Origin of the sequence: Sphingobacterium sp. JB170 (genome assembly GCF_900163865.1) — a bacterium.
Classification (GTDB): domain Bacteria; phylum Bacteroidota; class Bacteroidia; order Sphingobacteriales; family Sphingobacteriaceae; genus Sphingobacterium.
Genome location: NZ_FUKU01000061.1, coordinates 17,439 through 41,435, shown reverse-complemented (window position 1 = coordinate 41,435; position 23,997 = coordinate 17,439). Strand labels below are relative to the sequence as shown.

Sequence of the window (23,997 nt, the reverse complement as noted above, 5' to 3'; positions counted from 1 at the left end):
CGATGCCTAAATTGCATGATCGGTATCCTTAAAATGCGCCTAACGGTTTAAATGTACTGCCCGTATATTAACGACATCAAAATATAGCTAACTATTTTAAAACTATACGTTTTTTAATAAACCACACAAACTATGAAGAAATTCTTCTCCAGCTTATATGTCCAAGTTATTCTGGGTATACTTATTGGAATTTTCTGCGGCGTATTCTATCCCGATTTTGCGATTGAATTGAAACCATTTGGCGATGGCTTTATCAAGCTCATCAAGATGATTATTGCGCCATTGATATTTAGTTCAATTGTAATCGGTATTGCGGGTATGCAAGATGTCAAGAAGGTGGGAAGAATTGGTTTAAGCTCCTTGATTTACTTTGAGATTATGACGACGGTTGCGCTGTTGATCGGTCTTGTGTTTGTCAATGTCATTCAACCGGGCACGGGAATGAATGTCGATCCGAAGAGCCTAGACCCCACGGCAATAGTTGACTATGTACAAAAGTCTACCGAACAAAATGATGTGATGAGCTTCCTGTTAGGGATAATACCTGACAATGTGATTGCCGCAGTTGCCTCGGATAATCTACTGCAAGTGCTGCTCGTCGCGGTTCTTTTTGGTATCGGTCTGACCAAGATAGGCCAAAATTCCGCAGAGCCGGTTATCACGGTGTTGCAGTCTTTCCTCAAGGGAATTTTTGCGGTTATAAGGATCATTATGTACCTGGCGCCAATCGGCGCAATGGGTGCGATGGGGTTTACGATTGGGAAGTATGGTATCGAGGCGCTTTCCTCACTAGGTCTGTTAATGGTTAGCTTCTATGCTACATGCTTGGTGTTCATTATTTGCGTAATCGGCGGCGTACTGTATATCTATGCGCGGGTGAATATTTTCAAACTACTAAAATATATTAAGGAAGAATTACTCATTGTCCTTGGTACTTCATCCTCAGAGTCTGCCCTGCCTGGGTTGATGCAAAAGCTCGAACATGCAGGATGTTCAAAGCCAATTGTAGGCTTAGTGATTCCTACGGGATACTCCTTTAATTTAGATGGCACCTGTATCTACCTTACGATGGCTGCAGTATTTATTTCACAGGCGCTCAACATGCATCTGAGTCTTCAGCAAGAAATCACGTTGTTACTCGTTCTACTGCTTACTTCCAAAGGAGCGGCCGGCGTGACTGGCAGCGGATTTGTTACGTTAGCAGCCACGCTACCTGTAGTAGGACATGTACCGGTTGAAGCGGTCGGTTTGATACTCGGCATCGATCGGTTTATGAGCGAAGCTCGCGCAATTACCAACATTATCGGAAATGCTGCCGCAACAATCGTCATCGCCAAGTATGAAAAAGGACTAGACCCGGTACTCCTGCATGATAAATTAGGCGTAAAGGAGCCCACCTAAACTCTTCGGTGCATCAATTGTTAATCTTTGCGGGAGTTTTTAACAAAACTTAACCCCGAAAGAAGTAGAATTAACCGTATTTTTATTGGGATAAGCTTGTTATTTTTATAGCTATGCAACTAAACTACACGAGGAGCAACTTATGGTTATTCGTCCTATATTCAGTATTATTTTACCCTGATCCGGGGTGTGCGCAATCGCCAACTGTTCGGGCAGGTACCGTATTATCCATAGACCGTACCGTGGTATTGGAAGGCGTCGCTATATCAAACCTCACTCGAAATATTCGTGAATTGTCCGATAACCGGGGGAACTTCAGCATCTTGTGTAGTCCGGGGGATAGCCTTGAATTACGCGCAGACGGTTGGAATACCGTCGGGGAAGTTGCGGAAGATCTTCCCGACACGATATTGCTTACCAGGACAAGGATTCAACTCGATCAAGTTATCGTTTTCGGCCGCAGTGGAAACTCGACACTACAAAACCTCAAAAACATCGCGGAAGAGAACAACAAGAAAAACGGCATCTATTATCAAGGCAAGCCGCCAATCGCGTTACTGTCTCCGTTTGGTGGAAAGCCAATCACTTTTTTTTATGAACTCCTTTCGAAACATGGAAAGCATGCACGCAAAATGTCCCAAACTATCGCCAAAGGAAAGAACGACGAAAAAGTAGACGAATTCTTTAATGTCGATTTAATACAGTCTATAGTCCCTTTATCCAACGCGGAGGTAAACGAATTTATGGACAAATTTCGCCCTCACTACGAGCAGGTTCGCGCGTGGACGAGCTACGACTCGCATGTCTATATCAAAAATAGTTACGCGGCATATACCGCTCAACAGCGAGACAAAAAATAGCTGGCTCGTTAGTCAATTACCTGCATAAATTTGCGGATTAGTTCATCGCTATCCGAAACACCCATAGAGTCAAGTAGCTAGATATGTGACGAGTATAACGATCGATCCGCGATCACTAAATTAGGGCGAAGAATTTCATCCAAAGGCCGCTTTCGGCGATTCATCGCGCTGCGGCGCATCTAGAAGTCCTGCTATTTAAATAATACGCCTTTAAGCACGCTTGCCGCTTGTTGAATGGCTACTTGTACTGCTGGAATATGTGCTAGCGGATTTAACATACCATAATCGTGAATAAATCCACGGTACTCGCTAATAACTGTGGGTACCCCAGCTTGATCAAGCTTTCGTCCATATGCGACGGCCTCATCATGTAGAATATCATTTTCTGCTATTTGTATTAGTGTTGGCGGCAAACCGTTGAGCTGCTCGACTTGCGCTTGAAGTGGTGAGGCATACTTGTCTTTGCGAGCATCTAGGTCTGGAAGATAATTGTCCCACATCCATTTCATCATTGGGGCTGTCAGAAAACGCTCTTGGGCAAATTCCGTATAGGAGCTTCGGGTGAAGTCCGCGTCGGTAACGGGCCACAATAGTATCTGCTGCATTATCGAAGGTCCTTGCATATCTTTAGCCATCAAGGCGACCACAGCAGCCATATTCCCTCCTACACTATTTCCTACTACAGCTAGTTTATTACCATCAACACCAATTTGCGCTCCATTTTCCTGTACCCATTTAGTGGCCGCATAGGCTTCATTGATCGCTACGGGAAACTGTGCTTCGGGCGAAGGGGTATAATCAGGAAAGACAGCTACGGCCCCGCTGCTCACGACCAGGTCGCGCACCAGCCGCTTATGCGTAGGGTAATCCCCCAGGATCCACCCACCACCATGAAAAAACATAAATACCGGTAATATTTCGGCAGCGTTCTTTGGTTTGATAATATGTATATTGACATCAATGCCCTCCGATGAGATTGTCTGTTCAGATTCCTGTATATCCAAATAATTGAACCTCACGGAGTCTTGGGCGCCGATTAAAACTTGACGAGCTTCATCAGGCGCTAGAGATTCTATGGGCGCATCATCGCCGCTATTCAATTCTGTTAAAAAGTCACGAATGTCTTTGGAGATGCGCTCGTCCTTCGCTGCCGCTACCGGTTGTCTTTGCTGTGCCATAGTGAATATTTTAAAAAGTGATTGTCCTTATACTAAGTATAACCTATTAGCGGCAATACTGTTCTAACTTTTTATTATTTTCAACCCCCGCCCCTGTTTTAGCAATTCGACACTTTAGTATCTGTGGACCTACTTTGGGCTCCCCAAATAGCGATGAACTTTCTATGGTTATTGTAAATTTCATTTGAGAGGTATTTTACAGATATCTTCCAAAGGTTGAGTTTTGCAAAAATCGAATAATTATTACGACGCAAGCGCAAAGCAATTCTTTACTGCATCAACCTATGCCATGTTGTTTTGGAAAGAAATTCGTTGAGACCAGTTTTTATAATCTAATGTTCACCTTATTTGGAGTCAACACACCCAATTCCACATACACCAGATTCTGAGCAACTGTATAGTAACCGAGATCCCATTTACTATCAGGTTCGCGCCTATAATCGAGGACGATTTGAACTAAAAAATTATGACAAAAAGGTCATTGATAACGAAGTCTAATATTAAATTTGGCTATAATTTGGAAATCGCTATTAATAGGAATTTAGATTTTTTATGTAAATGACTTTTTCATGTCAATAATTTTCTAAAATAACCGCACCTTTGTCTAACACTGTTAAATAGTTTTATACTAATTAGTGAATGGGAAGCAAAGAACGCATACAAAGACAAAAAGACGACAACAGAATTAACATTCTGACTGCCTCTCTTGAAATCGTCAAGAAAGAGGGCTGGCAGGCTCTTAGTATGCGTAAAATTGCGGATATTATTGAGTACACCGCCCCCATGATTTATGAATATTTCGCCAACAAAGAAGCAATTCTCAACGAGCTTGCCAGACAAGGGTTCATTCTCCTTTCGAAACAAATTAAAATAGCAAAAGAAAGCGAGACAACATTAGAAAACCAACTCGAAGCAATGTGGCTTAGTTACTGGGATTTCGCTTTTGAAGAAAAAGAACTCTATCAACTCATGTTTGGCGTCGGAACACAATGCTGCGCGCAAAGTGACGATTATAAAATGCCAACCGCGTATTGTACAATTATCGTTAATGTAATTCGTCAAATAATCATCGAGCGAAATGGCAACGAAGAAACGGTGAGTCGAAAATATTTTACATTTTGGTCGGTTATCCATGGATTAATTTCTATTAACTTGGTCAATCAGGGCAACGGTGAAATCACCAATCAAGAAATTTTAAAAGATGCCATTTCGGGCATAACACAAACATTATCAGACTAAATTTTTTTACGAAAAAAAACACAGTGTTTAATCATCTAACACTGTTAAATATAGCATCAATCTAGTTTCAACATAAAATAATCAACTCATGCAATCTTTCAGAATTTCACAACCTCTATTTAACACTGTTAAATTAACGAACATCATTAAATACATTCTACTTTCTAGTCCCTTACTTTTTTATGCTTGCACATCAAGCACGGGTAAAGAAGCCGTCACGGCGCCAATAGGATTGCCTGTAATGGCTGTACAAACAGACGATCAGACGATTCTACAAAAGTATCCTGCGAGCATTGAAGCTTCGGCTAATATTGAAATCAGGGCGCAAGTAGCGGGCATTCTGGAACGGATATACATCGACGAAGGATCCAAAGTCAAGGCGGGTCAGCTCTTATTTAAAATCAACGACCACCCCTATCAAGAACAGTTGAACCAGGCGAAGGCAAATCTATCCTCGGCCCAAGCAGACCTTCAAAATGCAGAACTTGAAGTCGAAAAAAAGACGCGACTCGTGGATAATAAAATAGTCACCGAATACCAGCTAAAAGCAGCTTTCGCTGCTCGAGACGCGGCCAAGGCGCGCGTAGGCCAAGCGGAATCCGCAGTCGAGTCAGCAAAAATAAATGTGAACTATACGTCTATCCGCGCAACTAGCGACGGCTATATCGGCCGGCTGGAAAAAAAGCAAGGAAGCCTCATCACCATGGCCGATCCGCAGCCATTAACGGTGCTTTCGGATGTCGGAAAATTGCACGTCTATTTCTCCTTGGGCGAGAATGACTTTATTGCATTCAAAAATGCTACACCTGGCAATACGCTACAAGAAAAACTAAAAAACCTGCCGCCGGTAAGCCTTTTACTTTCGGATGAAAATGTCTACGAGCATCAGGGCCAAATAGATATGGTCGATGGCCAGTTTGATAAGAACACCGCGGCCATCACTTTACGCGCAACCTTTGATAATCCGCAGGGGATATTACGCAGCGGTAATACTGGACGTATCGTTCTACAGAAGGAATATTCCGAAGCCGTGCTTATTCCGCAGCTCGCTACCCGGGAGGTGCAAGATAAAGTGTTCGTTTTCACCGTTGGTCCGGACAACAAAGTAACCCAACAATCTGTCGAAATTCTCGCGAAGAGCGGAGAAAACTACCTGGTTGAATCGGGCATACGTGCAGGCGATAGAATTGTATACAAAGGAATCGACTTGTTACAAGACGGACAACAAATAACACCTCAACCACTAGCAAAAGACAGCATACACTAATCCTACAATAAGATGTTTCAGAAATTTATAGAAAAACCAGTACTTGCCACAGTCATTTCCATACTACTGGTGATACTCGGCGTCATCGGGATAATCAAACTTCCTCTTCAACAGTTTCCCGACATCGCTCCTCCTGCCGTTCAAGTGATGGCGCTCTACCCAGGGGCGAATGCCGAAACGGTGCTACGCGCCGTAGCGCCATCACTCGAAGAGTCGATCAACGGGGTGGAAAATATGAGCTATATGAGCTCTACAGCCAGCAATGACGGATCGTTAACCATAACTGTTTATTTTAAGCTCGGTACAGATCCAGATCAAGCGGCAGTCAACGTGCAAAATCGCGTATCGCAAGCTACCAGCCAACTGCCGGTCGAAGTCGTGCAGGCCGGGATCACCACCGCCAAGCAGCAAAACAGTTTAATAATGGTGGCCGACTTATACACCGACGAGGTGAACAAATATGATCAGACATTTATCACCAATTACGCGCAAATTAATATTATTCCAGAGCTTAAACGTATCCCTGGCGTGGGCCAAGCCGTTATTTTCGGAGGAAGTAAAGACTATTCCATGCGGGTATGGCTAAACCCAAACCGGATGGCATCTTATAAACTGACTCCAGGTGAGGTTATGGCTGCCATACAGGACAAAAATATCGAAGCGGCGCCCGGAAAATTTGGAGAAAGTAGCAAACAAGCGTTCGAATTTGTCATCAAGTACAAAGGAAAGCTCAACCAACCGGAAGATTACGATAATATCATCATTCGTTCCAACAATGACGGCTCATTTTTGCGTCTCAAGGACGTGGCTCGTGTTGAACTGGGGGCATATACCTACGGGAGCGAAACGCGTATTAACGGGAAGGTTGGTGTTAATATCGGAATCATGCAGCTTGCGGGATCCAATGCGAACGAGATACAAATCGCAATCCAAGAATTCTTAGACCGCTCCTCGGCCGATTTTCCGCCGGGACTTAAACATTTAATACTTTATAATACCAAGGATGCACTTGATCAGTCCATTGATCAGGTAAAGACTACGCTCATTGAAGCTTTTATCTTGGTTTTCTTAGTCGTATTTATATTTTTGCAGGATTTCCGTTCGACATTAATCCCGGCCATTGCCGTTCCTGTTGCAATCGTGGGAACATTCTTTTTCATGCAGCTCTTCGGATTTTCGATTAACCTGTTAACATTGTTTGCCCTTGTGCTGGCCATCGGGATTGTGGTCGATGATGCGATCGTTGTCGTTGAAGCCGTCCACGCGAAGATGGAGCAGACCGGCATGCCCCCAAAGATGGCTACCACATCCGCGATGAGTGAGATTACCGGTGCCATTATCTCAATTACCTTCGTAATGTCAGCAGTGTTCCTCCCTATTGGGTTTATGGAAGGATCAACCGGCGTGTTTTACCGCCAATTTGCCTTCACTCTGGCCATCGCGATTGTGATTTCTGCGGTCAACGCACTGACTCTTAGCCCTGCTTTATGTGCGCTATTTTTAAAGCCAGTACATCATAACCCTGAGCACAAACCGTTAAAATTTAAAGATAAGTTCTTTGCGGGATTCAATGTAGGCTTCGAGCGGATTACGAAGAACTACCTTGGATCACTGCGTTTTCTTATTCGTTATAAATGGGTTACTTTCGCTGCCCTTGCGCTTATTATTGCCGCCAGCATTGCAATGGTAAAGAACACGCCGACAGGCTTCATTCCCTCAGAAGATCAAGGATTTATCGCTATATCACTGAGCATGCCCGCAGGTGCTTCGTTGGATCGTACCTCGAGCGCATTAAAACAGGTGGAAGATCATGTCCAAGAGGCGCCGTTTACCAAAACAATAAATACCATCGCAGGGTTTAATATTTTAACGCAGACGACAAGTCCCTCCTCGGCCGTTATTTTCATTCTTCTAAAGCCTCACGCTGAACGTGGCGAGATAAAAGATATCAATGCCATTATGGGGGACGTAAACCAACGCCTTTCGGCAATTAAAGGGGGCAATTTCTTTGTGTTTACTTTCCCGACAGTCCCTGGATTTAGTAATGTGGACGGGTTAGATATGGTACTGCAAGATCGCACCAGTAGTCCGCTGAATAAGTTTAGCGGAATCGGGCAAGAATTCATAGCAGAATTGATGAAACGCCCAGAAATTATGATGGCATTTTCGACCTTCAAGACAGACTACCCGCAATACGAGCTTGAAGTCGATGATGCTAAAGCTGAACAGCTTGGCGTCAGCACGCAGCGCATTCTACAAACCATGCAAGGGTATTTTGGAAGTATGCAAGCATCGGACTTCAACCGTTTTGGAAAGTATTATCGCGTGGTCATGCAAGCAGAAGCTAGCGGGCGTGCCGATCCTTCGAATCTTGACGGCGTTTACGTAAAAAACCGTCAAGGCGACATGGTACCGATAAACACGCTGGTTAATCTACAACGAGTATATGGTCCAGAGACCGCCTCACGCTACAATCTATTTAATTCGATCGGTATCAATGCAATACCGAACGCAGGTTATAGGTCGGGTGATGCAATACGAGCAGTAGAAGAAGTAGCAAAAACACACCTTCCAAGTGGGTTTACCTACGAATTTTCTGGAATGACTAAAGAGGAGCTTGTATCGGGCGGTCAGTCTGCATTAATTTTCACCCTGTGCCTTGTATTTGTATACTTCTTAATGGCCGCACAATATGAAAGTTATATCATTCCGCTTGCCGTGATACTGAGCATTCCCACCGGAGTTTTTGGTGTATTCGCTGCCATCGGTATGATGGATATTGCCAACAACATCTATGTGCAAGTCGCCTTAGTAATGCTTATCGGGTTACTTGCCAAAAATGCAATTCTTATCGTCGAATTCGCGATACAGGCTCGTAAGCGCGGATTGCCCATTACGCGTGCCGCGCTGCAGGCCGCACGGCTTCGATTACGGCCAATCATCATGACGTCCTTAGCATTTATTGTGGGCATGATTCCAATGATGCGCGCCATTGGGCCGTCTGCTCAAGGAAACCATTCGATAAGTATCGCGGCTGCAGGCGGCATGCTAAGCGGCGTGTTGCTTGGTGTGTTGATCATACCGGTACTATTTATTGTCTTTCAATATTTACATGAGAAAGTAAGTGGAAAACCGCAGTCCCCGCAGCATCGTGCCAAGCGAGAAATAGCTTCACCGATGCAGACGGAGGTCGAGCCGATTTAAAGGCAACCCAAGTCCCGTTCGGACGAGGCTAACACCTTCTGAAATGTTCATGGTATACAATGAGCATTTCAGAAAAAACGGGAAATGAATAAGAAAACGATTCAACCATCAGCAATTAATCATCAACATGAAATATAATACAAACTTATTGGCGCTACTCGCATTCACTCTCCTGTTTACCGCGTGTAAGACAGGAGAGCTGGCTGACCAAAATCAGCAAGCTCCTGAACTGCCGACCGCCTATAGACATGACCAGCAAAGCGATCACGAACATACTGCGCAAAGTATCGGTTCGGTTCCTTGGGAGGACTTTTTTAGTGACCCGACACTGATCGGGCTTATTTCAAAAGCGATCTCCCATAACATCGATATGCAAATTGCATTAAAAAACATCGAAAGTTCTCAATTGCTCTTAAAACAATCGAAAGCAAACTATTTGCCTGAGATCTCCGCGCAGCTTGGTGCGAGTAGCTCGAACCCTTCCAATTATAGCATGAACGGGCTCAATCTGGGACAGACACTAGGAAGTAACCACATCGAAGACTATTCAGCATCCATCGGGCTGAGCTGGGAGATCGATCTTTGGGGTAAACTCAAGAACAAAAACCGCGCGGCGTTAGCCGAATATCTACAAAGCCAAGAGGCAAAAAAAGTCATTCAGACCCAACTTGTCGCACAGGTAGCAAACGGCTATTATCAACTGCTATTATTGAATGAGCTTATGGAAATAGCGCGCCTTAACCTTGATCTGAGTACTAACACGCTAAATGTCGTTCAGCAGCAATATGAAATTGGTGAAAGCAACTTACTCGCTTTAGAACAAGTACATGCACAAAAATTAGCGGCAGAAAGTCTAATTCCAGATTTTCAGCAGCAGATCTACCTCCAAGAGAATGCACTACGGGTGTTGAGTGGCGAACTGCCACAAGAGATTAAAATTGCGACATCATTAGCTGACATTAAGTTGCCCGAGAATCTCCTTGGTGGTGTTCCGGCGGAACTGCTTCGTTACCGGCCCGACGTAAAGCAAGCCGAACTCTCCGTGCGCGCAAATATAGCCTACACGCAGGTAGCCAAAGCTCAGATGTACCCTTCACTTATTATTAGCGCGGAGGCCGGCGTTAATGCGCTAAAGACAAGCAATTGGTTCAATCTACCTGGTGCCCTATTTGGTGCCGTGGCTGGCTCCCTCACCCAACCGATCTTTCAGCGTCGAGCTCTAAAAACACAGTTCGAGATTAACGAAATTGAAAGAGATAAGAGTATCGCGGTTTTCCAGCAGTCTGTTGTCGCTGCTGTGGGTGAAGTATCCGATGCGATGATTTCCATACAAAAACTAAAAGAAAGACACGAGATAACAGACAAAAAAACAGAAAGGCTACGTCAAGCGAACAAGCACGCAACGATTCTTTTCGAAACGGGATCGGCAAATTATTTGGAAGTAATCACCGCCCAAAGTAATGTGTTACAAACCGAACTTCAACTTGCGCAAATAAAAAAAGACGAGCTTGCCGCTATCGTGAATCTTTATCGATCCCTCGGCGGTGGATGGAATAGCGAAAAAGTTGTCGATACGTCAACGGCGGCCGATAAGCGTTTGACAACGCTCAATAATGAACAATAGTTCAGACGCCCATCAAGCGCTCGACGCGAAATAATATCAAAAAGCGCTATCGTGCATTCGCTTCCGGAAAAACGGTAGCCTAGAAAACGAACTGTTTAATTCAAATTCCATCTTGGCCGGCTGAGCGTGTAGGCTGGCCTATGGAATGAACAAAACGAAAAACAGAAGTGTCATTTGTTAAAAAATAAAAATTTATAATATGCAAACATTAGTCATTGTTACACACCCCAATATTGAAAACTCAATAATCAATAAACGCTGGATCCAAGCCCTCGAAAGTCAGCCTGAAAAATATAAGGTACATCAATTATATTCGGCTTATCCGGACGGTAAAATTAATATCAGCGCCGAACAGCAGCTCATCGAGCAACATGAAAAAATAATATTTCAGTTTCCATTATATTGGTATAGTAGCCCCCCGCTGTTAAAGCAATGGTTTGACCAAGTGTTGACGTACGGGTGGGCCTATGGCAGTAACAGCGGACATAAAGCTTCGGGCAAGAAATTCGCTCTTGCAATTTCTGCCGGCGAATCGGCCGATGCATTCGGCCCTTCCGGGCGATTAAAAAATACACTTGAGGAGCTTACCCGCCCTTTTGCACTCTCTATCGCATACATCAAAGGAAAATTCATCAGTCCATTCGCATTTTATGACTTGGAATTCAATACGAGCGCGCTCTGGGTTGAAAAAAGCGTCCCTGAATATCTGGCCTATATTGATGGACTTTAGCCACACGGTGAACGATATCCAATGGTAAAACTTTCCTAGAATTTCTATAAACCATTAAAAAGCCTCCCCGAGTAACGAACTCTTGGGAGGCTTTGTAAAATATAGGAATAAATTTCCCTGGAAAAAGATCTTAATTATAACCTTCGTTCTGCGTTAATTCCGGATTACGTTGCAGTTCATCCATTGAAATTGGCCACAGCAGATCCGACTCTTTAATGGTCGCTCCCGAACCATTCTTCGCGCCGATTAGAGGCTGGTAAGTGACTTTTCCTTTTTCGGTCTCCGAGATAACAGGAAACATCCCGGTGCGCAGACAGTCGTCCCACATTTTGAATTCCAAAGGAAGCTCCCGTAATCTTTCTGTCCAACATTCTTCGACAAACATATCCACCGAAAGTCCCTGAAGTTCACTACTGTAGGTTTCTGCAGTCTTTCCTTTTGTATCGGCACGCGCTTTAATTTCCGCTAGGTATCCCGCAGCCTCGGCGGTGACGCCTTCCGATTTCGCTATAGACTCTGCGGCAATTAATAATGCTTCTGCATAACGGTATATATTCCAATCCTTAGTTCCCAGGCCCGTTTCAAGAACGGCATCTTCGTCATAGAAATACCAAATGCCCGCCGCATCCGAACTCCACTTTTTGTCGTTATCGGGATTTGTATAGTTCCAATGAAAGAATTGATTAGGTTGTATTCGTAAATCGTCCGCCTTATAAACATTTAAAAAAGCGTTCGACGGTCCATAAACGCGTTCGAAAATGGAATAGGTATCAAACACAGATGTCGCTGCGGAACTAAACGCGTAGCTCGGCCAGCGCCCGCTATTGCTAATAGCTTCATCAAACTCATACGAGTAGATGACTTCCGAAAGTCTATCGTCGGTGCGTAACTGATTGTACGCACTCTCGAGTTTAAGATCTTCATTGGCCGTTAACTTATGTGGGGAATCTGTTACTATTCGTATACTGCTCGCCGCCTCGGCGTACTTACTTTGCTGCAAATAGACGTTCGACAGCGCCATGGCCGCTACATATTTTGTTAGACGATAGCCATTACTGGTGAACATTGCCGCCGGAAGCACACTAACGGCTTCAGTTAAATCCGACTCAATTAAAGCATACACCTCGGCACTCGGCGTACGTGGAAGAAAGAGATTCTCCAAGAGTTCGTATGGTTCTACTGTCAATGGCACGTCTCCGAAAGTTTTAACTAAATAGAAATAGTTAAACGCGCGAAAGAATTTCGCCTCAGCGATAAGACGTTTCTTCTGGTTTTCATCCATATCAATCTCCGGAATATGTTTAATTGCGCCATTTGCAACATTTATTGCTTGGTAGGATTCATTCCATATCGAGTTCATCGTGTTGGATACCGTACGAGCATTTTGCTGACGCGTAAGCTGCCGTGAATATAAACAAACAAGCTCCTGCCCTTCATAGTTATTTGAAAAATAACCGGTTAAAAACGTATTAATTGATGCCGTTGGGCCAATATAGGCCGACGATGCAACACCATACCGGACAGGGGCGCCAAGCCGGTACATCGCAATAATATTCTCTTGCGCCTGTGCTGCATTTTTATAATATTCTCCCGATGGGATTGTCGATCTCGGATCTTCATCCAAAAAACTCTCACACCCTGTTGTCGTCAATAAGGTCGCTGATAACAGTGCTATTATTATATTTTTAGTTTTCATAATAAGTTCTCCTCTTTCAATTATAATGTTAGGTTTAAACCGAATGTGAATGTTTTTGCACGCGGATACGCGAAAAACACCATATTCTGTCCGAATTTATTGCCATCTCCTTGTGAAGTTCCTTCAGGATCATACCCTTTAAACTCCTTTGAGGTAATTAAAAACGGGTTATTTGCACTGGCATAAATCCTTAGTCCTGAAATTCCGAGACGACTAACAACATCTCGGTTGAAGGTATAGCCTAATTGAAGAACGTTGACCCTTAGGTACGAACCGTCAACGACCCACGAGGAATCGACATTCGTGTCTTGCCCTGCGTGCCCTTCGTTTGTCAATACAATGGCTTGCTGGTTCGTATTTGGGTTCGTTCCGTCATACCCATCGTATAGAATCTCTTTCAAGCCATTGGTTAAACCAAAACGGTCGTATGTCGAATGGTAAAATTGTTGCATCGTTTCTACACCATACACAAATTGTAAATCGACCATGAAGTCGAACGACTTATAATTGAAGTTATTAATAAAACTTCCCGACCAGTCCGGTGCACCCTTACCGAGTATCTCTTGTGTTGAAGAACGCTTCGGTCTACCGATCTGATTTTGCTCAATATCACCGTTCTCGAAGTCCTGAATCGTGTAGACGCCGTCGCGTTTGTACCCATAAAAACTGTTTAAGTTCTCCCCTACTCGTATAATACTGTTGGGGCCTCCAACCCAGCTGTTAAGTAAGATATCTTCGTTATTAACACCTAACTCCAATACTTCATTTTTGTTATAGTTCATGTTTAGCGTTGTGGTCCACGAGAAATCCTCACGCTGGATTGGCGAGGCGTTAACCATTATGTCAAATCCCTTATTGGAAACTGAGCCAATATTACGCATGACCGATGCAAATCCTGTCGAATTAGGTAGCGGCGCGTCGAGCAACAAGTCACTCGTCTCGCGCGAATAATAGGATACGTCGAAGTTTAACCGGTTATTAAATAGTCCTATTTCAATACCCCCATCGTAAGTACTGGTCTTCTCCCATTTCAAATCTGGGTTGGCAATACTGTTAATATAAGAATATGGCATACGCGAACCATCCATCAGAATCGTTCCGGAAGTAACATTCGCGAGCGAACGGTAGGGGCTGATCTCGGAATTACCTGTCAAACCGTAGCTCGTATGTAATTTCAAGTTGCTTATCCACTCGTTGTCCGCCATAAAATCTTCATTGGAGACGTTCCACGCGAGTCCAACGGACGGGAAAAATGCATATTTGTTGTTCGTCCCAAATTTCGAGGAGCCATCATAACGCCCCGTTACGGTGACAGAGTAGCGGTCGTTATAGGTGTAGGCCCCACGTAAGAAATACGAATTCATCGCCCAGCGGTCCCAAGCAGAAGTTGGTGCGTCAGGCGTACTTCCTACTGCCATATTATTCCATTCAAAGAAATCATTGGTAAACCCCTCAGTCCGTGAACCGTTCACGCTATAGGTACGCTCTTGCCAAGATAAACCCGCCATTGCGTTGATGCGATGTTTATCAAACTCTTTGTTATATGTCAGATAAGTTTCCTCCTGCCAGTACAAGATGTCGGAGTTCTCTATTTCCGCCCAACCGTTTGGCATCGAAAGATTATTTAAGATGATTGATGAATAGCCCTTATAAGCTTTCTTATGACTATCAATACCGAACTGTGTTTTTAGATCAAGCCCTTCAGCGAGATGAAATGTTAATGCGGCATTACCAAAAATCTGCGTGTTGTAACGCATTCTGCGCTGCTTATCCAGGATCGCTACCGGATTGGACATTCCTTCAAATCCAAGTACATCGGAAACTGAAGAGGAAGAAGAGGATGTGTACTCGCCTGCTGGGTCATAAATTGGATACCACGGGAGCATTTCGATCATTGTACGTCTAGCATCTTGACCGCCACCATCTTCCGGCGTATACCGACCCCAGGTATGGTTAGCCGTCAAATTGATACTGGTGGTTAGCCATTCTTTTGGTGTCACATCGTAGGCGAGCTTGCCGTTGATACGCTTATTATCGGTATTATTAACGATTCCTTGCTGATCAGTGTAGTTGATAAACGCACCGATAGAAGAGTTTTCGTCCCCTTGCTGAATGTTGAGCTGATGGTTGTGCGAGAGCGTCGTCCTTGTCGCCTCCTCCTGCCAGTCGGTATTGTAGAGCGGATCACCATTGCTATCAAAATAATCCGGATCGTCGAACCAGTCTCCTTTATTCAGCGACCAATTTTTCCCGTGCCATTTGTTTTCGTTTTCCAGGCCAATCATAAACGTTTGAACCCACTCGTTCGCATCTAGCACATCCATAAAACGCTGCGGCGAGCTTATGCTTGCTGAGGCCTGGTAGCTGACTCTTTTGCTACCATCTTTAGTTCCACGCTTTGTGGTTACCAATATCACACCGTTTGCACCGCGCGCTCCGTAGATCGCTGCCGAGGAGGCGTCTTTCAATACTTCGATACGCTCGATGTCATTTGGGTTTAGCAGATGGAAGTCTTCCATCACCACACCATCGACAACATAAAGAGGGTTTGATGAAGAGTTGATTGTCGCTGTCCCCCGAATTACCACCCGATTTGCATACGCGCCCGGCTGACTAGAGTTCGAATAGATATTTACTCCGGCGGCCTTACCACGCAGGTTGTCGAGCGGACTAAAGCTTTGTGCTTTAATCATGTCCTCGCCTTTTACCATGGAGATCGACCCGGTAACATCCGATTTACGCATCGTACCGTAGCCCACGACCACCACTTCCTCAAGCGATGCTTTGTCTTGGGTTAGCTCAAAGTTTACGGTGTTTGTTGTAATCGTTTGCTCCATTGACGCAAAACCTATGGATGTCGCCACCAGAGTCTGCCCAACCTCCGCCGGTACCGAAAATCGGCCTTCCGCGTCGCTCTGCCCGCCGACGGTGGTCCCTTTAACGGTAATTGTTACCCCAGGAATTGGCGTTCCTGTTTCGGCGTCTTTGACAACGCCGGAAACGGTCTGTTGCACCGGGGCTACTGTTAGCATTTTAATTGGTTCACGCGAGAAAGCCTCACCGTGCGCACAAAATGCTAACAAAGAAAATGCAGCTACGCCAAACTTTCTTTTCATTCGATTTGCTTGTAAATAAGTAATCATAACATTTTAGTTTGTTGATATAATTGTTAATATAATTGGCCTTAATGAGCGGCATATTCCTGTAATAGCAAGATTGCGTCGTACAACACACCTGCCGAACCTCGGAATGAACCGGACCCACTAGGTTGATTATCTCGGCTATAATATTCATAAAATCCGTCGTTGCTAAGCACTCTATCCAACATTGGAACGAGCTGCTCGTATGCATCTTGGTAGAACCCCATTTTTATCATTTGTTTGATAACTCGGCCACCAAACCAAGTCCAATCTCCACCATTCTGGTAGTCATAGGGTGCCATTCCTTTATTCTGAAAGCTCCCCGCTGGATAAGTTGGATATAACGTTAGGCCAACCGAAGGGGCGCCAGACTTTTGGACATTGTCGATCATTTTGTCAAACGATGCCCTTGCCTGTGCTTTGGAAAGCAGGTTAGCTTCCAGTGCAATAGCTGTTCCCCCATGATAAAAGACCTCATCCTCATTAAATGTTTTCGCAAATGGCGAATTTTTAAGATAAATATGTGGTTTAAACTTGGTGCGGGACTCATCCCACAGATGTTCCATCGTATTACGGGCAATATCTGCCCGTATCTTCTGCCATTTTGGAGCATCCTCGGGGTCCATTGTTAAGTAGTTATCGAGGGCCACTAAAAACATTGCATTATCATAAATATCGATGGCTAAATGCGAATTCTCATCCAACACTACGCCCCATGGATGTTCCGGTTGCACATCCCCCCAATCGGCGGTGGTAGCACCCCAGAGTAAACCATATTTCTTGTTTAAGCGGTGCTCCATCAAAAAATCTAATGCGCGCGCTAACCGCTTCTTGACGGTTACTCCAGCAATTGATTCGGCCAAAAAGGCATCATCACCGCTCGCTTGAATATATTTGTAAACCGCTTGAATCAGCGAAGATTCTTGATCGGTTTCAACCGTATTCTTGTGGCCAGCATAATTTGGCTCGAGGTCCGAATAAATGTACTGGTAACTAACTTTGGATTGTTTGGCTTTCTCGGCCGGGATGAAACCGTCGACGATATTACCATCTTTGCCTTGCAGGCGGAAAAATACGCGTAAGTTTTCTTTCGTCTTTTCGTGCTCATGCAGCCCGCTTGCCAAGCTAATAAATGTATTGTAGTCTCTTATCCATACTTCAGCATACCCGTCGCCGGCGGTGAAACCGCTTTTCACCAGCTCTGTTGCTTTGTCTTTGACCGCCTGTAAGCGTCCATCGGACTGAATCTGCTTCTTAAGATCTCCCTGACCCCAGGACTTATTAGGGTTAGGGCCCATTTCTAATACGAGGCTCCCTCCTTTTAAAACTTCCGATGCGGGGAATTTAAAGTCATAGAGCGGTTTGCCGTTTAACAGTGCACGCTGCACGTATATATTTGTCTTACTTGTGTTTTTTGCCTCAATAGTAAATGATTCACCACGGCCGTATTGTCCAGCTAGATCTATGGTAACTTTTTCAAACAAGGGGCTACCTATTTCGTACTGTGGCTCGATGCTGGTACCGCCATCTGTTTGGAACAAGCCGAGGGCATTCATCAGATACCAAGCGCTCATCTGTCCTTGATCTTCATCACCTAGGTAAGCATTGGAAACACCCGAACCGTAATAACGTTCGCCAATTGAGCGGCTCCATTTCTGAGTTAGCCAAGGTTTGCCCACCCAATTGAAGAGATAAGCGAAATGCATTGATTGTTGGTTTCCTTGTACTACTGGATAATCCCAGTATTGATCGTTCGGGCCATTATAACGCCATTTTGTGCTCTCTTGAAAACCCCACTCTAGGCGTTCGACAAATTTATCTTTACCAATCGTTTCGGCCAGCGCTGGAACATCCTGGGGAACGAAAAAAGTGAGCTGCCATGCATTGCCTTCTACGTAGTGTTTATTCGCGCCCGACTTAAAAGGGTCGAAATCTTCAAGCCAGTCGCCCTTGGAATCCCGAAGTCGCGCGTAACCGGTTTGGGAATCGATTGCATTTTTCCACCACTGACCGCGGTCATTAAAAAGCTCATAATCGTCCATCTTCCCTAATGCTTTAGCCAGCTGCCCGACCGTCCAATCATCAAAGCTATATTCCATTGAATTGGAGAAACGGCCCTTATCGTAAGGGACATATTTATGAGCAAGATAGGTCTCCAAGTCACGGTTTCCAGCGAAACCTCCGGCTACCGAAGTGGCCTTTGTGGTTTGCATTTTCTTTACCGCTTCGTATGCCTTTTCAACATCGTAGTCGCGGATCCCCATTTGGTAGGCGCCCACAATAAGCGGTATTTCATGTTCAGCAACCATTACAGGCACATACTCCATCCCGGCGGGTCCTTTGGCGAGCCATCCGTTAGCATCATACATAGCGAGCTGCGAACGTACCCACTTGTTAGACCATTCGGGCGTTACTAGGTTCCAAAATTGATTTAAGTTCCAGAAGGTATTCCAAAAAGCATCGCAGCCCAATGCAACATCCTGCTTATCACTAAATTGCTGTATTTTTTCATCGGCCGATCGCCAGCGACCATCCACATCACTGAAGGTATTACGACTCGCAAGCGTGCGGTACATGTTGCTGTAAAACTTGTGTTTCTGAAGCCAATTATCACTGCTAATCTCCACGCGGCTAAGCAGCGCATTCCATGTGTCGAGGTTCTGTTGCTTAACAGCGTCGAAAGACCAGCCGTATGGCTCCGCAATCTCTTGTTGGAGGTTTTCCGCAGCATTTTCAAGACTTACAAATGATATCCCGGTACGCAGTTGCACGGTCCTACTTTTTTGAAGATCAAATTCAGCGAACAACCCTGCGGTATTTGCGCTGTCGGCAAGGAGTTCCTTACCTAAACTAACCTGATCATTCAACCAAGACCCGTAGCGGACTATGGGCTGATCAAATTCGATAACGAAATAGATAGTATAATCCTGGTTTACATCGCCTGACCAAACATGCTTAGAGAACTGTTCACTTGTTCCTTCGATGCGCTGCGGACTCACTTTTGTGATATTTACTTTATGGAGGTCGTAGTTATATTCCGACGGGATCTTGAGGTCAATCATTACGCGTCCGGTATCACCTTGATTGTAGGTATACCGCTGGAAGCTGCTGCGAGTAAGTGCAGTAAGCTCTGCCTGAATATCATAGTCGGTTAAGTCAACTTTATAATACCCTAGCGGAGCTTCTTCAGTCGTTTTATCAATTCTCGAGCGGTAACCTCCGTGCGCCCCACTTTGATCGCCGACATCCGTTATTAGCTCGCCACGTACAGGGAATGTGCCCAGGCCTGCCATCGTCCACTCGTGGATATGACTGAAAGTCCCGATAGACTCAAATGTTGGGTCATACCCCGCTTGCCATCCTCCATTTTGGTTGTCGGGACTCAGCTTCACCATACTAAAGGGCATCCACGGTCCTGGAGCAATCATCCATCGGGAATGTGCTGCCCCCATCATTGTGCTGACGTAATCTGCCGGCCCGGCAATCGGCTGCGCACTACGGTTGATGTTGCCCGCAGTTTGCTTTTGGCCGTCGACAAAAATTTCATAACTGCTCTCTTTATCGTCGATCACAACCGGCATCGGCGCTTCTAGTACCGAGCGACCGCTATCCAAATTGACATTATATATTTCTTCATTATCCAGGATCACCGATAGACGGGTGTTGGCACGGGCATGGATAACATCGACGAGAAGCGGCTGTGCGCCCTCTTTTGTTTGAAACTTCGCTGCACTAACATTTCTGATAATAGCACCGGCCTTTGGTTTAATTGCCGCCGAGCCAGCACCCGTAAGTTTAAGCTGATCGAATGCCACCCAGCCCCCGTCCAGGGAAGTAATTATAATTTCATTGTATCCGGGTTTGATAAGCCCGCTGGGTAAAGCGATATCCAAAAGCTGTTGGTCCTGGTTTGAAAAAGGACCGACCGGCGGAGTTTCCGTCTTTTTAGCTTCCTGCGTCGTACGTGCGGTAGCGCTACTTTTCTTGCTCGATAAATTATACACGAAAGGCTTCCCATTGACCTGCATCTTTAAAACGACCCCATGCTGGGGGTCGACATCTAGGAGATCTAACGATAAACGCCATGCGCCGTCGTTCTCGTTTGCCGAGCTATTGCCCGTCTCCTCACTAGCAGTGGCTAATTCAAAACCAAGCGTTATGAAATGAGAACGGATACCCGCGGTGCGGCCTGTACCTCCCCAAGAATTATCGGGTCCAGGAAGTACAAACGGAAAATCCGTTTTGCTCTCGCTGCTGCCGATCATAAAATATCGATCTTCGTAGCCAAAATCGTGGCCGAGAAAATCTTCATATGCATCGGGATAAAGGGCCATATCTGCTGCCTGATTATCGTTCTTGCCGATCGACCACACAACGGATTGCTGTCCATAGAGCGATGATGCCCCAAAGGTCATGCATAGTACGAGATAAAAAAATACGTTTAACAACTTATTTATAGTAATCATCATAGGTTAGTTTTTCGATTTCTTCCAAAATTTTTCAATTTCTTCTAATGTTTTCCCTTTAGTTTCGGGCAGCAGCCTATAGACGGAGATAAAAACGATGACGCAAAAGATGCCGAACAGCCAAAAGGTATACGCCACGCCGAGCTCACGAATCATTACGGCGGTAAGCTGACCGATAATTGCATCGGCCACCCACATAACCATGATGCTTATCCCTAAAGCTTTACCGCGGACGGCCGTTGGGAATATCTCCGAGGCAACTACAAACTTAAGCGGACCAATTGAAAATGCAAAGCTGGCCAAGAACAAAGTAACCGCCACGAGAATCCATAGCCCTGGAACATTACCAAGGTAAAAGAAAATACCGGTAAGAATTAGGCTAAGGGCGGCGCAGAAAGAGCCAACCAGGTATAGTGGACGGCGTCCTAGCTGATCCACCTTCCAGATCGCAATGAACGTAAAAAGCATATTGGCCGCCCCAAATAGAATTTGACTTTGGTACGAGTTGTCCATACTAATGCCTGCGTCTTTTAAGATGGTCGGTCCATAGTAAATAATGGCATTGATTCCACAAAATTGCGAAAAAAGCGGCAAAAGTATACCCAGAAGCATCGGGCGGCGTAGTGCTTTCGAAAAAAGCATACTATAGCTTCCTTTATTCGCTGCATTATCGATGTCACTTTGGTCCGTCCGACCGCCTAGTTCGGCACCAGGCGCTTTATTTTGTGCTAGCCACCGGCTGCTCTCGGGTACAAAAAATAGTCCAATGACAAATAGTGTGGAGGGGACTAAGCCCACTAAAAACATGGCTCGCCATTTCTGCTCTATAAAAAGATAGTTCCACAACCCTGTGGGAGATATGCCGTGTCCATCATTAAGTAGAAGCACGTAATTACTGACGTAGGCTACTAATATCCCTATTGTTATCGCGAGCTGATAAAAGGTGACATACCGCCCCCGTTTTGCTGCGGGGGCCATTTCGGAGATGTAAAGCGGCACAATATTAGAAGCGATACCTACGCCAATTCCGGCGACAATTCGTGCCGCAATAATGCTTGAAAAAGTGTCCAGAAGTGCGCAGCCTAGCGCCGAAAACCAAAATAAAATGGCCGCAGCAAAAAGCAGTTTTCGACGTCCGAATTTGTCGGTCATCATTCCCGAAAGCGCGACACCGATAATGCAGCCAACAAGCGCGGAGGAAACGAGCCACCCTTCTTGGCCCGCGGAGAGCTCAAATTGCGATTGCATGAGTGGCAGAACACCTGAAATCACTGCCATATCAAAGCCAAACAGAAAGCCTCCTATTGAGGCAATAGTACATATTAGGGCCAAAAATGAGCTAGTCTTTTCCATCGCCTCCTTGATTATTCACATATGAATCTCGCAATCCGCTTTGTTGTTCGGATGATTTTAAAAATGCTTTGATGACTTTTACTGGGTGGTTTGTGGTATTCACTAAGCGGTAGTTCCGCGCCCCCGCAGGGATTATAAATGTTTCCGCATAATTGAATTCACTGGCCGATCCGTCGGCTGTTATAACCTGAATGCATGTTCCCTCCACAAGCATTAGAATATGGCATACATTGTCGTTTTGCACCTCAATACTGGAATCAAATTCCAAGCGGTGAACATCGTAATAATGTTCCGCATGGGTAGGCAGATGAACCACCTTCCAGCCTTGGCCCTGATCAAGAAGCTTCGGCACTGAAATAAATTCCTCCGCGACACGTGCACCTTTACGCTCAAAATCCAGATTATGAAATGCGTGGTCGATATTTATTGGTCTGGGGTTACCTTGGGCGTCCTTCTGCAGCCAGTCATACATCTTAAACGTAAATATATATGGTGTTGCACTTATCTCAAGCACCAAATTGTCCTTGCCGGCGCTATGAACCGTGCCGCTGGGAATTAAAAACAGCTGATGCTTAGCAGCGGTAAATCTTTGGACGTATTTCTCAATGGCTACCGGCTGATTGCTTTTTACGCTGTATTCCAGCGCTTGCCGAAAATCCGCTGCGACGATGTCTTCCTGAAAGCCAAGATACACCTGTGCACCTGGCTTGCAATCCAACATATAATACGTCTCGTCTTGCGTATATTTCTCTCCAAAATTCTTCTGTATGTACGATAAACGAGGGTGGCACTGTATCGAAAGATTGCCTCCGTCAAAGGTGTCTAAAAAATCAAAACGTATTGGAAAATAATGTCCAAATTGCGTTGCATGCTCCCCCAGAATAGACTGCTGCTCGCGAAACATCAACGTATCGAAGCTGAGTTCCAAAAGTACACCGTCACTTTGAAATACAACCCCATTTTCTGGGGCGATAATCTCAAATGACCAGGCCAGGTTCTGCTCCTCCGCGCCGAGCGGACTAAACCGTTCTTTCATCCACTGTCCACCCCACACGCCAGGGTCAAACCATGGTCGTGGCCTAAAAACGCTCGTTGCCATTTTGCGCATTGCTGAAAAAATATTTTCCGATAGCGCCCAGGAAAGTGTGTTATCCCACTGTGTATCCGCGAAAATTGCTATCTCATTTATTAAGGTTTGCTTATGTGCATTTAAAACGACCCAGTCCACAAAATAAAACCGCTTATACATCGTACGGTCATCCGCTATTTTGGCCGACCCGATGTTTGTAATGGATTTCGCACGCATACGGTACAAAAGCTCATTTTTCGGAAGATCAAGGTACACAAGCGGCGCCTGAATTGGGGCAAGCGCTGCCCCCACGCCTACAATAATATTAACCTGGAAGCTCGAATCAAGTTTTACGTCTTGAAGCTGTTCGATGACTAAAAGGTCCGCAAGCGCCAACTTCGTATTGGTACCCCATACCGAATCTGCGTCCCCTAAATAAGGAGCGATGAGCTCATCGAGCTCACTTTCGGATTTTAAAAACTGCTCCATTTCAATCCAGTTGACACGCACTCCGCGTTTATCGAACGCATCCGCTAAAGCGGTTCTAGCCGTCACCCAGTTCACACCGACATAACCGTCTATTTTTACCACCGCATGGGTAGTCATCCAATCTGCCAAGGAATCGTAACCGGTAAATATATCTCCCGATGGCAAAAAATGAGAAGGGTATAAATTATATCCTTTCTCACGTGCCACCGGCGCGGGAAGAATTTGTGGCATGACTCCTTGATTCGTTTTCCTTTGGTTTTCTTTACTATTCATTTAAAATT

Annotated in this window: 13 protein-coding genes; 7 read left to right on the top strand and 6 right to left on the bottom strand. The window is 45.1% G+C overall.

Going from position 1 to position 23,997, the window contains the following annotated elements; genetic code table 11:
- Positions 1-132 precede the first annotated feature (132 nt).
- A complete protein-coding gene (gene dctA / locus FM107_RS16485) occupies positions 133-1,401 on the top strand; it encodes a C4-dicarboxylate transporter DctA (protein ID WP_086949593.1) in 1,269 nt (422 codons plus the stop codon).
- A 113-nt stretch (positions 1,402-1,514) separates the two neighbouring features.
- Positions 1,515-2,261: a hypothetical protein gene (locus tag FM107_RS16480; protein ID WP_086949592.1), complete on the top strand. Its 747-nt coding sequence runs from the start codon at positions 1,515-1,517 to the stop codon at positions 2,259-2,261.
- A gap of 191 nt (positions 2,262-2,452) precedes the next feature.
- On the opposite strand, the gene FM107_RS16475 is transcribed toward FM107_RS16480, so the two are convergent.
- Complete coding sequence (locus FM107_RS16475) at positions 2,453-3,439, bottom strand: alpha/beta hydrolase (RefSeq protein ID WP_086949591.1); 987 nt, start codon at positions 3,437-3,439, stop codon at positions 2,453-2,455.
- 639 nt (positions 3,440-4,078) lie between these two features.
- Between FM107_RS16475 and FM107_RS16470 the strand changes: the two genes are divergently transcribed.
- The 5 genes from FM107_RS16470 to FM107_RS16450 all read left to right on the top strand — a co-directional run bounded on the left by FM107_RS16470 (position 4,079) and on the right by FM107_RS16450 (position 11,503).
- Positions 4,079-4,678 carry a TetR/AcrR family transcriptional regulator gene (locus FM107_RS16470; RefSeq protein WP_086949590.1) on the top strand — a complete coding sequence of 200 codons (600 nt, stop codon included), beginning with the start codon at positions 4,079-4,081 and terminating at the stop codon, positions 4,676-4,678.
- A gap of 88 nt (positions 4,679-4,766) precedes the next feature.
- Complete coding sequence (locus FM107_RS16465) at positions 4,767-5,945, top strand: efflux RND transporter periplasmic adaptor subunit (RefSeq protein ID WP_086949589.1); 1,179 nt, start codon at positions 4,767-4,769, stop codon at positions 5,943-5,945.
- Positions 5,946-5,957: 12 nt separating this feature from the next.
- Positions 5,958-9,149, top strand: a complete 3,192-nt coding sequence (locus FM107_RS16460; protein WP_086949588.1) for an efflux RND transporter permease subunit — start codon at positions 5,958-5,960, stop codon at positions 9,147-9,149.
- A 127-nt stretch (positions 9,150-9,276) separates the two neighbouring features.
- Positions 9,277-10,773 carry an efflux transporter outer membrane subunit gene (locus FM107_RS16455; RefSeq protein WP_256959595.1) on the top strand — a complete coding sequence of 499 codons (1,497 nt, stop codon included), beginning with the start codon at positions 9,277-9,279 and terminating at the stop codon, positions 10,771-10,773.
- 199 nt (positions 10,774-10,972) lie between these two features.
- On the top strand, positions 10,973-11,503 hold the full coding sequence (locus FM107_RS16450) for an NAD(P)H-dependent oxidoreductase (RefSeq protein ID WP_086949586.1): 531 nt from the start codon (positions 10,973-10,975) through the stop codon (positions 11,501-11,503).
- A 130-nt stretch (positions 11,504-11,633) separates the two neighbouring features.
- Here the strand turns inward: FM107_RS16450 and FM107_RS16445 are convergent, their stop codons facing one another.
- The 5 genes from FM107_RS16445 to FM107_RS16425 all read right to left on the bottom strand — a co-directional run bounded on the left by FM107_RS16445 (position 11,634) and on the right by FM107_RS16425 (position 23,989).
- Positions 11,634-13,199 carry a RagB/SusD family nutrient uptake outer membrane protein gene (locus FM107_RS16445; protein ID WP_086949585.1) on the bottom strand — a complete coding sequence of 522 codons (1,566 nt, stop codon included), beginning with the start codon at positions 13,197-13,199 and terminating at the stop codon, positions 11,634-11,636.
- Positions 13,200-13,219: 20 nt separating this feature from the next.
- Positions 13,220-16,315: a TonB-dependent receptor gene (locus tag FM107_RS16440; RefSeq protein WP_218779031.1), complete on the bottom strand. Its 3,096-nt coding sequence runs from the start codon at positions 16,313-16,315 to the stop codon at positions 13,220-13,222.
- Positions 16,316-16,383: 68 nt separating this feature from the next.
- Positions 16,384-20,808 carry a GH92 family glycosyl hydrolase gene (locus FM107_RS16435; RefSeq protein ID WP_218779030.1) on the bottom strand — a complete coding sequence of 1,475 codons (4,425 nt, stop codon included), beginning with the start codon at positions 20,806-20,808 and terminating at the stop codon, positions 16,384-16,386.
- A 3-nt stretch (positions 20,809-20,811) separates the two neighbouring features.
- Positions 20,812-22,158, bottom strand: a complete 1,347-nt coding sequence (locus FM107_RS16430; protein ID WP_086949582.1) for a sugar porter family MFS transporter — start codon at positions 22,156-22,158, stop codon at positions 20,812-20,814.
- Positions 22,145-23,989 (bottom strand): class I mannose-6-phosphate isomerase, encoded by a 1,845-nt coding sequence (locus FM107_RS16425; RefSeq protein WP_179204531.1) that lies wholly within the window; start codon positions 23,987-23,989, stop codon positions 22,145-22,147. Before FM107_RS16425 ends, FM107_RS16430 begins: the two co-directional genes overlap by 14 nt.
- Positions 23,990-23,997: the final 8 nt, after the last annotated feature.